This is a genomic window from Pseudomonas sp. B21-010 (genome assembly GCF_024749325.1).
Classification (GTDB): Bacteria; Pseudomonadota; Gammaproteobacteria; order Pseudomonadales; family Pseudomonadaceae; genus Aquipseudomonas; species Aquipseudomonas kilonensis.
In genome coordinates this window covers 266,635-279,531 of the sequence record NZ_CP087198.1, presented here as the reverse complement: position 1 = coordinate 279,531, position 12,897 = coordinate 266,635, and the positions used below count along the sequence as shown (strand labels likewise).

Annotated in this window: 7 protein-coding genes; 2 read left to right on the top strand and 5 right to left on the bottom strand. The window is 64.0% G+C overall.

The window, feature by feature from the left end; translation table 11 throughout:
* The first annotated feature begins 39 nt into the window (after positions 1-39).
* Positions 40-564 carry an NfeD family protein gene (locus LOY50_RS01185; protein WP_253470848.1) on the top strand — a complete coding sequence of 175 codons (525 nt, stop codon included), beginning with the start codon at positions 40-42 and terminating at the stop codon, positions 562-564.
* Position 565: 1 nt separating this feature from the next.
* Entirely contained in the window at positions 566-1,327 is a 762-nt protein-coding gene (locus LOY50_RS01180) for a slipin family protein (protein WP_212798493.1), read from the top strand.
* A gap of 128 nt (positions 1,328-1,455) precedes the next feature.
* Here LOY50_RS01180 and LOY50_RS01175 read toward each other — a convergent pair whose 3' ends face one another.
* The 5 genes from LOY50_RS01175 to LOY50_RS01155 are packed head-to-tail and all read right to left on the bottom strand — an operon-like array spanning position 1,456 to position 12,873.
* Positions 1,456-2,397 (bottom strand): sulfotransferase family protein, encoded by a 942-nt coding sequence (locus tag LOY50_RS01175; RefSeq protein ID WP_258690163.1) that lies wholly within the window; start codon positions 2,395-2,397, stop codon positions 1,456-1,458.
* Positions 2,385-3,170: an aspartyl/asparaginyl beta-hydroxylase domain-containing protein gene (locus tag LOY50_RS01170; protein ID WP_258690162.1), complete on the bottom strand. Its 786-nt coding sequence runs from the start codon at positions 3,168-3,170 to the stop codon at positions 2,385-2,387. The genes LOY50_RS01175 and LOY50_RS01170 overlap by 13 nt, the downstream gene beginning before the upstream one ends.
* A gap of 12 nt (positions 3,171-3,182) precedes the next feature.
* Complete coding sequence (locus LOY50_RS01165; RefSeq protein ID WP_253470845.1) at positions 3,183-4,697, bottom strand: TolC family protein; 1,515 nt, start codon at positions 4,695-4,697, stop codon at positions 3,183-3,185.
* Positions 4,698-4,736: 39 nt separating this feature from the next.
* Positions 4,737-11,975: an Ig-like domain-containing protein gene (locus LOY50_RS01160; RefSeq protein ID WP_258690161.1), complete on the bottom strand. Its 7,239-nt coding sequence runs from the start codon at positions 11,973-11,975 to the stop codon at positions 4,737-4,739.
* A gap of 52 nt (positions 11,976-12,027) precedes the next feature.
* Positions 12,028-12,873 carry a sulfotransferase gene (locus LOY50_RS01155; RefSeq protein ID WP_214511031.1) on the bottom strand — a complete coding sequence of 282 codons (846 nt, stop codon included), beginning with the start codon at positions 12,871-12,873 and terminating at the stop codon, positions 12,028-12,030.
* Between the last annotated feature and the right edge of the window lie 24 nt (positions 12,874-12,897).

Here is a 12,897-nt window from a genome sequence, read left to right as displayed (position 1 = left end):
TGAATAACATCCCGACGAATACACGTTGCGGAGGGTGCTGTGAACATTCACTGGTTGACGGTTGCGCTGCTGGCGATCAGCGGGCCCGCGTTCGGCGCCGATGGCCTCGTGCTGCCAGGCACCGATTCCCTGGGTTTCTGGCTGGTTGCCGTTGGCGTGGCCTTGCTGGTCTTCGAGGCGGCCCTGCCCAATTATGGTGTCGCGGGGCTGGGTGGCATTGTCCTGTGTGTGATTGGCGCGGTCATCCTGACCAACGCCGATGTCCCGGTTCCGCTGATGCTCGGCCTGGGCCTGGTCAGCGCCTTGCTGCTGATCGTCCTGTTGGTCCGTGCGTTGAAAACACGACCGCGCCAGCCTGTCAGCGGCGATGCGGCGCTGTTGGGCAGCGTCACGATGGTGACTGCGTTGCAGGCCGGCAATCATCATCATGGCTGGGTCCAGTTGGAAGGCGAACGCTGGCAGGTGGCAAGCGCAACGCCGCTGCGGCCTGGGCAAGCGGTGCGAGTCATCACCCGCAAGGGTTTGCTGCTGGAAGTGGCCCCCGCTGATTCACAAGGAGTCTGAGATGGGCATGCAAATCGGTTTTGTGCTGCTGTTGTTACTGTTGATTGCACTGGCAGGTGCGACGTTCCGGATCCTGCGCGAATACGAACGAGCGGTGGTGTTCCAGCTCGGTCGGTTCTGGCAGGTCAAGGGGCCGGGGTTGATCCTGCTGATTCCGGTGGTACAGCAGATGATCCGCGTCGACCTGCGCACCATTGTCCTCGACGTGCCGCCCCAGGACGTGATCACCCGCGACAACGTCTCGGTGAAGGTCAATGCGGTGCTGTATTTCCGCGTGCTCGATCCGCAGAAAGCCATCATCCAGGTCGAAAACTTCCTCATGGCCACCAGCCAACTGGCTCAGACCACCTTGCGCGCGGTCCTCGGCAAGCATGACCTGGACCAACTGCTGGCCGAGCGCGAGCAATTGAACGGCGATATCCAGCAGGTGCTCGACGCCCAGACCGATGCCTGGGGCATCAAGGTGGCAAATGTCGAGATCAAGCACGTGGACCTCAACGAATCGATGATCCGCGCCATCGCCCGCCAAGCCGAAGCCGAGCGCGAACGCCGGGCCAAGGTGATCCACGCCGAAGGCGAGCTGCAGGCCTCGGAAAAACTCATGCAGGCCGCCGAAATGCTCGGCCGCCAGCCAGGCGCCATGCAACTGCGCTACATGCAGACGCTGGGCTCGATTGCCGGGGATAAAAGCTCCACCATCGTCTTCCCCTTGCCGATTGAATTGCTCAAGGGGATGGCGGAGTTGTCGCCTAACAAGTCCTGATGTGCCGTGCGAGCATTTCCCTGTGGCGAGGGAGCTTGCTCCCGCTGGGCTGCGCAGCGGCCCCAAGCTTTTGCGGTTGCTGCGCAACCGAGCGGGAGCAAGCTCCCTCGCCACAAAAACGGGTCCCGCTACAGGGACAGTGACTTCAACGCTTCATAGGGCCCCTGCGCCCAGCGCATGACCCGCTCACGCAACAACGCCGAAGCCTCCCGGCGCTTGTCCTCGCTATCGCCAACAAACGCCTGCGCCGGCTGCTTGGCATGCTGCCCCACCGCGGCGAACACTTGCCTGCCTTGTTCCTCATCGAGCCGGAAAAACGCCGCCAGCCGGCCCGTCATCGCCTCGGGCAGTTCGGTGTAGTTGACCGCCATTGCACCCAATACCTGACAGTGTTCCAAACCCGTCGCCAACAACCGCCCCACCCGGCGCGAGATGAAGTCTTCCGGGCTACTGAACGGCAACCCATCGTCCAGGACACTCGTCCCGATCATCCCCGGCACCATGTGCATGCCAGGACGGCGCAGATGGGAGACGGCGATTTCCAAGGGATCGCGGTACAGGAACAACCAAGGTGTGTCGGGAAAGCACTCACGCAGCAGCGCCAGCTCACCGATGTTCCAGGCGTCGAGCTTGACCACCAGGCGTTGCTCCACGCCTCGGCGGCGCTGCCCGTACGCCGACATCAAGCCCTTGAGCGCCACGCACCGCTCGGCAAGCGGCAGATCACTGCGCAGCAGCGTATCCAGGGGCGGTGGTTCCGAAATGACGATGTGATCGTCCAGTTGGGCAAGCATCTGGCTGATCAATGTCGAGCCACAACGGGAGGCATGGAAAATGAACGCACTGGGCGCCAGGCCCGGGCTTTGTCGTTGCCACTGACCGAGCACGTCCAAGGGTGTCTGGCGGCGGAACGCCTGGTTGAAGGGCAGGCGCAGGGCGTCTTCCACGGCGTCGCCGAAGAACGGTTGCGCCAGTCGCGCGTCGCCAAACCAGCACCAATCGACCCGCCACAGCCCGGCCTCTTGCCATACGCGGATCGGCAACCAGCCCTGCAGATTCAGGTCTTCCACTGGTTTCTCCACTGCTGGCGACCGGTGCGCATCGCAGCCCGCAATTCTTCCCGGGTGAAATGAAGCCCTTGTTCGGCCCCCAGCGCCAGGGCGGAGTCAATGAAAGCTTCCAGCTCATGCAGGTTCTGCAAGGTTCGGGCGAGATAAGGATCCGTTTCCACGCGCTGCTGAAAACGGACAAAGTCGCTTGGCCCGACGCCCGCGGCGGGTGTGGTGGGCAGCCCATCGGCAATCTGCTGGGCCAGCCACGACCCGGGGCGACAATCGAGCACCAGGTGAACCCGCGAATGAGCACTTCGATTCACAACGCGATGAGGTCGCGCCAAGTCGAGGAACCAGCACTCGCCCGCCGTCATCGGAATGATTTGCCCATCCAGGAAGAAGTCCACGCCAGGCGAACTGAGCAACGGCACGTGCAGGCGCAGGTCGGCGTCCGGCCCACCCAGGTCATAGTCGCGATGTTCGTGGATGCACCCGCCGGGGCCGAGCCGCAGCAGCCGGGCCGAGACGATCTCCAGGGGCCAGTCGCGCAACGCCTCATGCCAGCGGCCGTCCGTTGACCACGGCGCGCGATGCAGGGGCTGGCCGCGCCCGGGCGACAGCTCGGTGACGGCATCGGCCGCTGAAATCAGCGCCACACCGCTCCAGTCGCCGCTGTAATAGGCACTGTTGAAATGCCCCTGCCAGCGCTCCTCTTCAATGGCGGCCAGTGCCTGCAACAGCAACGGCAGGTTCACCGCCACCGGCAGCCGGGAATACGCCGGGCGCGTCATGCCAGCGCCCGGTTATTGAGTCACCGCGGCCGTCGTCGGCACCGTGATGTCGCCCTGGGCCCAGGCCGCTTCACGGTTAGCCAGCGCCGTGGCAATCGACTGGACTGCGGTCGATTGCACTTGGTTTGGCAGTGGGTCGAGACCGGCGCTGGCGAAGATCTGCCCATAAGCGTTGCGCAGATCGGCGTAGGCCAGGTCCCGGCGCAGATCGGCCTGCAGGGTGTTCAGTTCACCCTGGATCAGGTCCAGCTCGCCAATGCCGGCAGCCTCATGACGGTTGCGCAGTTGACCGACAATCTGCCCGTCGATATCCGCCAGTTGCTGGCTGGTCTTGAACTGGCGCAGCGCTTCGCGATAGTTGGCATTGGCCACGTACAACTGCGCCAACACGGCAATCGACATCGCCTGACGCCGCGCCGACGCCACTTCTTCACCGGCCTTGGCCACGTCGATGGCCGCCGGGGCGGAAATCACGTTGAACAGGTTCCAGGTGACTTTCACGCCATAGTCGGCCCAGCCCTGTTCCACCAGGAACGAGTTGCTGTCGTAATGCCCGCCGGCGGAAAACTCCAGCCCCGGCAGCAGGCGCAGCATGGCCTTGCGGGTTTCGGCGGCGGTGATGCGGGTCTGGTAATCCTGCTCGCGCAATTCCGGACGGCTGGCCAGGGCTTCCTGTTCGAGACGGGCCAGGTCGACCTTGAGTTCCGGGATGGCGTATTCATCCTGGGTCGCCAGGGTCAGCTCGGTACCCAAGGGCAAGTTGATCAGGGTCGCCAGTTCGGTCTTGGCCAGGGACAGCGCCCGACGCTGCTCTTCCAGTTGACGGGTAGCCTGGATCAGCGAGCGCTGGTAACCCAGGGCCTGCACCGGGTCACCGATGCGCTGCTCGCTCATGCTCTGGCTGTTGTCCCGCGCCGTCTCGACCCGGGCCATCAGGCTGTCGATCTGCTTGAGCAAACGCTCGGCGGCCATGGCGCGCCAGTAGGCCGAACGCACGTCCTGGACGATGGTGTTGATCACCTTGCGCCGGCGCTCCTGCACGATCAGGCGCTGGTCCCCGGCCTGCTTGGCGCTGATGTAGCTGACGCCGAAATCGAGCACGTTCCAGACCATGGTCAGGTCCGCCACCTCGCGGTCGCGGTCCTGGGAGGTCGACGGTTCCAGGGACTGGGTACCGGTTTCCACGCTCTGGCTGCTGGAGGCATTGACGTTGTTGCGGCCCACATAACCGGCGTCCAGGGCCATGCGCGGCAGCATGTCGAAACTGGCCAGGTCCAACTGACGCTTGGCCAGGGCTTCCTCCATGATCTTCAAGCGCCCTTCGAGGTTGTACTTCACTGCCCGGGCCATGGCCTGGTGCAGAGTCAGCGGGCCGCTGAGCGGCTCCTGATCCTTGTACATATTCTGCAGGTCGGTTCGAGCCCGCTGTTCGCTGACGCTACGCTCGATCGGATCGCTGGTGACCGCACATCCACTCACCACCAACGCCAGCAAACTCATACCGAATAACTTCTGACTTCTATTCATTCCCTGGATTGCCCCTGGCTGCCCCAATATTTTTAGAATTCAGGCCTGCACTTGGCTGATGCCGACCTGTCGTAACGCGGTTGCCAGGCTGTCCACCTGACGCTGTTCAGTGTCCTTGAGATGTTGCAGCTGTTGACCCAGGGTTGGCGCCCCGAACATTCCGCGCAGCCCTTGGGACACATCGCCGCCCTGCATCGACTGGCTGTCGAAGGCGTCCATCGATTCGCCCTCGGAGCCGGAGTCCTGGTTGAACAGGGTCGACAGCGTGCTGCTGCCAAACACCCCGCCATCGCCACCACCAAAACCCAGGAACCCCTGGCCGCTACCGTCGCCAGCGGCGTCAGTGCTGAAGACCTGGGCGATATAACTCGGCGCCAGCGCACCATGGTTGATGAAAATATCCCCAATCGGTCGCAGGCCGCCGCCCACGTCCCGTTGCTCGAACAGCGGTGGGAAGCCCAGTGGCGACCCCAGGTTGCCGGTCGGTGGCGTAAAGACGATCGGTTGCAACGGCACCTCGGACGGCGGGATAACCGTGACCGGGTCGGCGGTCAGGAACTCCGGCGGCGGCTTCACATCGTTGGGCACCACGGTGTCGATCGCATAGTTGTTGGACACCGCCACGCCGGCCCCGGCGTTGCCCGACAGGTCGCTGACGTTGCTGGTGTCCAGGGCAATGAAGTTGCTCGGATCAGTGAGGTTCACCGTCGGTGTAAACGTCGCGGTCCAGGTCTTGCCACCATCACTGGTGGTCAGGTTGGTCAGTTCACCGTTGGTGACGCTGAGGTCCGACAGGTCAAAATCCGTCACCGCTTCGCTGAAGGTGAAGGTCACCTGGGTCGTCTCGCCCACCGTCAGGTTCGGGTCGGCGACCACGATGGTTGCCGTCGGCCGGGTGGCGTCGAGTGCGTAGTTGGCGGAAATCGCGATGCCCACGCCGGCGTTGCCGGCCAGGTCCTGCACATTGCTGGCGTCGAGCAGGATCAGGTTGGTGGCATCGTTGACGCCGGCAGTCGGCGTCAGGGTCGCGGTCCAGGTCAGGCCGCCGTCACTGCTGGCAAGGTTGGACAACACGCCATTGGCGACACTCATATCCGACAAGTCGAAACCGGACACCGCCTCGGTGAAGCTGATGGTCACGGTGGTGCTCTGGCCGATGCCCAGGGTGGTGTCGCCCACGGTGATGGTGGCGCCAGGGCGAACCGTGTCGATCGCGTAGTTGTTGGAGTTCACCACGCCGACACCGCTGTTGCCCGAGGCGTTGACCACGCCGCTGGTGTCCAGGCTGATCAGGTTGCTGGTGTCGGTAATACTGGCGCTCGGCGTGAACGTGGCCGTCCAGGTAACGCCGCCGTCAGTGGACGACACATTGCTGAGCGTGCCGTTGCTGATGGTCAGGTCGCTGTTATCGAAACCGCTCACCGCTTCCGAGAACGTAATGGTGACCTGCGAGGTTTCTCCTATGCGCAGCGCACTGTCGGCCACCACGATCGTGGCCGTCGGCACCTGCGTCTCGACCGCATAGTTGGCCGAATCGGTCGTGCCGGTCCCGGTATTTCCGGCCGCGTCGCTCACGCCGGTATTGTCCAGGGTGATCAGGTTGCTGGCGTCGGTCACACCCAGGGTCGGCGTGAAGGTCGCGGTCCAGGTCAGGCCGCCATCGCTGCTGCTGACGGCGCTCAAGGTACCGTTGGCGACGCTCAGGTCAGCGTTGCTGAAGCCGGTCACTGCCTCGCTGAAGGTGATGGTCACCTGCGCGGTTTCACCCGGTTTCAACACCGAATCGCTCAGCACGATGGTGGCGGTCGGACGCTGGCTGTCGACGCTGTAGTTGTTCGAATCGGTGGTGCCGCTGCCCGCATTGCCCGCCAGGTCGGCGACGCCGCTGTTGGCAAGGGTGATGACGTTGCTGGTGTCCGTGACGCCGCTGGTCGGAGTGAAAGTCGCGGTCCAGGTGATGCCGCCGTCACTGCTGCTCAACCCGCTGAGCGTACCGTTGGCGATGCTCAGGTCGGCGTCGGTGAAGCCCGTCACGGCCTCGTTGAAGGTGATGGTCACCAGCGAGGTCTCGCCGGCGGCAATGGCGGTGTCGGCGACGACGATGGTTGCCGTTGGGCGCACGGTGTCGATGGCGTAGTTGTTCGAATCGGTGGTGCCGACGCCAGCGTTGCCTGAGACGTTGACGACACCGGTATTGTCCAGGGTGATCAGGTTGCTGGTATCGGAAATGCTCGCGCTCGGCGTGAACGTGGCCGTCCAGGTGACGCCGCCATCGGAGGACGACACGTTGCTCAGCGTGCCGTTGCTGATGGTCAGGTCGCTGTTGTCGAAACCGCTCACCGCTTCGTTGAAGGTGATGGTTACCTGGCTGGTTTCACCGATGCTCAGGGACGTATCGGCCACCACGATGGTCGCCGTCGGCACCTGCGTGTCGATCGCGTAATTGGCCGAGTTGGTCGTGCCGGTTCCGGTATTGCCCGCCGCGTCACTCACCCCGGTATTGTTCAGGATGATCAGGTTGGAGGTATCCCGCACGCCGAGGGTCGGCGTGAAGGTCGCAGTCCAGGTCAGGCCGCCATCGCTGCTGCTGACGGCACTGAGGGTGCCGTTGGCAATGCTCAGGTCCGAATTGTCGAAACCGCTGACCGCCTCGCTGAAGGTGATGGTCACCAACGAAGTTTCGCCGACACTGAGGTTGGAATCGGCCAGCACGATCGTTGCGGTCGGACGTTCGGTGTCCAGCGCGTAGTTGTTGGAGTCGGTGGTGCCGACATTGGCGTTGCCTGCCAAATCAACGATGCCGCCACTGTTGAGCGAAATGACGTTGCTGGTGTCCGTGACGCCTGCGGTCGGCGTGAAGGTCGCGGTCCAGGTGATGCCGCCGTCGCTGCTGCTCAGCCCGGAGATCACGCCGTTGGCGACCGTCAAGTCAGCACTGGTGAACGCCGTCACGGCCTCGCTGAAGGTGATGGTCACCAGCGAGGTCTCGCCAGCGGCAATCGCGGTGTCGGCCACGACGATGGTCGCGGTTGGACGCACCGTATCGACGGCGTAGTTATTGGAGTCGGTGGTGCCCACACCGGCGTTGCCCGCGCCGTTGATCAAGCCGGTATTGTCCAGGGTGATCACGTTGCTGGTATCGGAAATGCTCGCGCTCGGCGTGAACGTGGCCGTCCAGGTGACGCCACCGTCGGTGCTGCTCATGGTGCTCAGGGTGCCGTTGCTGATGGTCAGGTCGCTGTTGTCGAAACCGCTCACCGCCTCGTTGAAGGTGACGGTCACCACGGTGGTTTCACCGATGCTCAGGGACGTATCGGCCACCACGATGGTCGCCGTCGGCACGTTGGTGTCGATGGCATAGTTGTTGGAACTGGTCGTGCCGGTGCCAGTGTTGCCCGCCCCATCGTTGACCCCGGTGTTGTTCAGGACAATGAGGTTGGACGCGTCGCTGACCCCGAGGTTGGGCGTGAAAGTGGCGGTCCAGGTGATGCCGCCATCACTGCTGCTGACCGCACTCAACGTGCCGTTGGCGATGCTCAGGTCCGAATTGTCGAAACCGCTGACCGCCTCGGAGAACGTAATGGTCACCAGCGAGGTTTCGCCAACGCTCAGATCGTTGTCGGCCACCACGATGGTGGCGGTCGGGCGCAGCGTGTCGACGACGTAGTTGTTGGAGTCGGTGGTACCGCTGCCGACGTTGCCCGCACCATCCACCACGCCCGTGTTATTGAGCGTGATCAGGTTGGTGGTATCGCTGATGCCAGCGCTCGGCGTGAAGGTCGCAGTGTAGGTGATGTTGTCGCTGGTGCTCAGGCCGCTCAGGTTGCCGTTGGCGACGGTCAGGTCCGCCAGGGTGAAACCCGTCACGGGCTCGCTGAAGGTGATCGTCACCACCGATGTCTCGCCAACGGCGATGGCCGTGTCGGCGACCACGATGGTGGCGGTCGGACGCACGGTGTCGATGGCGTAGTTGTTGGAATCGGTGGTGCCGCTGCCAGCGTTGCCGGCCGAGTCCGTCACGCCGGTGTTATCCAGGGTGATCAGGTTGGTGGTGTCGCTGGTGCTGGCGCTTGGCGTGAGCGTCCCGGTCCAGGTAATGCCGCCGTCGCCACTGCTCAGGCCGGTGACCGTGCCGTTGGCGACCGTCAGGTCGGCGGTGGTAAAACCTGTTACCGCTTCGTTGAAGGTGATGGTCACCAGCGAGGTTTCGCCGACGCTCAGGGCATTGTCGGCCACGACAATAGTCGCCGTCGGACGCTGGGTGTCGACGGCATAGTTGTTGGAACTGGTGGTGCCGCTGCCGGCGTTGCCCGCCGCATCCGCCACACCGGTATTGGCCAGGATGATCAGGTTGGTGGCGTCGGTGACGCTGGCGCTCGGAGTGAGCGTCGCGGTCCAGGTGATGCCGCCGTCGCCGCTGCTCAATCCGCTCAAGGAGCCGTTGGCCACGGTCATGTCCGCCAGGGTGAAACCGGTCACCGCCTCGCTGAAGGTAATCGTCACCAGCGAGGTTTCGCCGATGTTCAGCGCGGTATCGGCCACCACGATGGTGGCGGTCGGGCGCTGGGTATCGACGGCGTAGTTGTTGGAGTCGGTGGTCCCGCTGCCGGCGTTCCCGGACAGGTCGGCAATGCCGGTGTTATCCAGGGTGACCAGGTTGGTGGTGTCGCTGACGCTGGCACTTGGTGTGAGCGTCCCGGTCCAGGTGATACCTCCGTCGCCGCTGCTCAGGCCGGTGACCGTGCCATTGGCGACCGTCAGGTCGGCGGTAGTGAAACCACTCACCGCCTCGCTGAACGTGATGGTTACCAGCGAAGTTTCGCCGACACTCAACGCGGTGTCGGCCACCACGATGGTGGCGGTCGGGCGTTGCGTGTCGATAGCGTAGTTGTTGGAGTTGGTCGTCCCCACGCCGGCGTTGCCATTGAGGTCCGCCACGCCCGTGTTGTTCAGGACAATGAGATTGGAGGTATCGGTGATCGTCGCATCCGGTGTCAGGGTGGCTGTCCAGGTGATGCCACCGTCGCTGGTGCTAAGCCCGCTGAGCGAGCCGTTGGCCACCGTCATGTCGGCCGTGGTAAAGCCGGAGACGGCCTCGGAGAAGGTGATGGTGACCGTGGAGGTCTCGCCAATCCTGAGGGCCGTGTCGCTCACCACGATGGACGCCGTGGGTGCCACGGTGTCGTTGACGATGTAATTGTTCGAGTCGGTGGTGCCCACGCCGGCATTGCCGGCCAAGTCGGCCACGCCAGCGTTGTTCAGGGTGATGATGTTGGTGGTGTCGGCGATGTTGCTGGCCGCGGTCAACGTACCGGTCCAGGTGATGCCACCGTTGCTACTGGTCAAGGTGCCGACGGTGCCGTTCTGCACCGTCAGGTCTGCCGCGGTGAGGCCGGTGACGGCTTCGGAGAAGGTAATGGTCACCGTCGACGTGCCACCGGAGTTCAGGTTGGTATTGGCCACCACGACGGTCGCGGTGGGCGGCGTCTCGTCTGGCACATAGTTGGTGTTGATGGTGCCGCCATCGCCGTAGACGTTGGCCACCGACGCCGGCGAAACACCCGCGCTGCCAGCGCTTGTCCCACCGACGCCGCTGCCGCCGACGTTGCCGGCCAGGGCGGCAAAGTTGGCGGCGGTGATCAGGATCGAGCCTTTGTTCCAGATGGCGCCGACACCGACACCACCCGCACCACCCGCCTGGAGATAGCTACCGCCAGCCCCGCCGCCGCCGCCGCCACCGCCGGCGCCGACGTTGTTGGAAATGGTCGAGTTGCCGATGATCCGCAGGGTTGCGCCGGTATCGTTGTAGATACCCCCCACCGCACCGCCGCCGTCGCCGCCGAAGTTGTCATACCCATCACCGCCGCCGCCACCGCCGATGGACAAGCTACCGCTGGTGGCCGTGCCCCCGGCCGAACCGGTGCTGTAGCCCGGATAAGCCGCACCGCCAGCGCCCCCCGTGGTGGAGCCGCCACGCCCGCCAATGTTGAAGAAGCCGCCACCGGCGCCGCCCTGTCCGGCCGTGCCGTTGGAGCCCGTGGAGTTGAGCGTGTCGCCACCCTTGCCGCCGGTACCGCCGGTGATCGCGCCACCGCCACCACCGCCGCCACCAGCGTACTGCGGCGTCACACCGCCGCCGCCACCGCCGCCTGAAGCGGCGTTCGCGGTGACCGTAACGTTGCGCAGGGTCAAGGTGCCGGCGTTGTAGATGCCGCCGCCCTGGGACACCAGGGCATCGTCGCCGCCGTTACCACCGTTACCGGCCGTCATGCCTCGGGTGATCACCAGGCCATCGAGGGTAGCCGTGGTGCCGGACGTCACGTTGATTACCTGGGTGCGGTATTGCCCGTCCAGGGTCACGTCGGCCACGTTGTCATTGTTGAGATCGCCGTCGATGGTGACGTTCTTGCTGACCACCAGCACCGAGGTCAGCCCGACGGTCATGCTGGTGTTGAAGGTGACGATGTCGCCGTTCTGCGCGGACGCCAGGGCGGCGCGCAGGGAGCCCACGCCGGTATTGAGGTTGTTGGTGGCGGTCCAGGTGGCCAGGCCCCACTGGTACTCGCTCATGGCATTGGCCGACAGCACGTTGGCGCTTTCGATATTGCCGGTGGCGATTTCCAGGTCCCAGTCGCCGCCCAGGCCCGTGCGGTCGTTGGACGCCGCCACGTCGCGACCGGTCAACTGCGCCAACGAATCAACCAGGCTCAGGCCACGCTCGCCTTCGGCGGTGTAGCAGCCATAGATCAGGATATCGCCACCGGCGTTCATGTCCTGGCCAATCTGCGCCAGCACTTCGCTGCGGGCCTGGACGTTATCCGCCGACAGGTAGCTGTTGCCCAGCCACAAATCACCGGCGTTACCGTGGGCGATGATCTGCACCGAGCTGATGCCCTGGTGGGTGTCCAGGTAATCGGCGATCTGTTGCAAGCCGTCCTTGGTGGCATCCAGTTGCACGACCTGGGTACCGGGCGCCACGCCTTCGAGCAGGCTGGCGGAATCCTTGACCCGGGAATCGACGAACACCACAGACTTGCCCGGCACGGCAGCCTCGGTGGCATCGACCTGGCCCTGGGGTGCATGGGTGTCGGCCGGCTGGTCCGCCGCGGGCGTCTTGGCCGCCTCGGCCGTCGGATGCGCATCCGGTTGAGCAGCGTCGGCCACGGTGGCCGCCACCGCGCCGTCGAATAGCATTCGCGGCTCCAGGGACATGATCATTGGCGATGCCAGGGCCTGTGTGCCCTCGGTTACCCGCGATTTGCCTTTGCTCCACCACATGACGATCACCTGGACTCGAACTTCTTGAACACGCAAATGAAAAAAACCGCAATCAGCTGATGGCGGCGTCGGTTTTCATACGAATGACATTGGCGGCGCTTGCGGACCCATCGCGCCAGAACGACAACTCGGCATACTTTTCAAACAGATCCGGCGGCAGCAAGGTCCGCCGGGGTTGCGGCGCGACCTTGGGCTTGACCTTGTGCAGGCCGGCAACGCCCAGGGCCTGGTCGAAGGCCGGCGCGTCGTAGGTCAAGTGATTGAAATCGTGCTCGAACCAGGGCTCGCCGATGAACTCGTACACCAGGCGCATCACCCGCTCCGGGGCCTGGCTCAACAAATCGTAATCAACGATCAGCAGCGACTCGGCGTTCTCACCGTAGTAGGCCTCTTTGAGCGCGGTCCAGGCGAACCCCACCAGGCGGTTGCGCTGGGCCAGGGTTTCGCAGCGGCTGTAGACGGTGTTGCGCTCGTCATCGTCGTTGAACAGCTTGGTGTTTTCGAACGGATTGGCACGGTAGAGCCGCTCCAGGCTGTCGAGCACCCAGGCGACGTTGCGCACACAGGCGATGGTCTTGGCTTGGGGAAACAGATCCTGCAAGGCAGGCAAGCGGGCGCACCACTGACGGTTGGTGTCGAAGATGACCGGCTTGTCGGATTTGTCGGCGTAGTAGGAATCGAAGAGGCCGCGCAGCAGGCGGCGGCGCAGGTCGGTGTCGATCACCGAACCGAACTCGCTGCCGGCGCTGCATTGCTGCAGGACGCTGCTGAACAGCGAACCGACGGGACTGGTCATGCCGGCATGAAAGCGCGGGTTCTGCAACAAAATGGCAGAAAGCAGGGTCGAGCCTGAGCGCGGTAGACCGGAAATGAAGTGAAACTGCGGCAATCCATTCACCTTGTTTGTAGTCCCTTTGTAGCC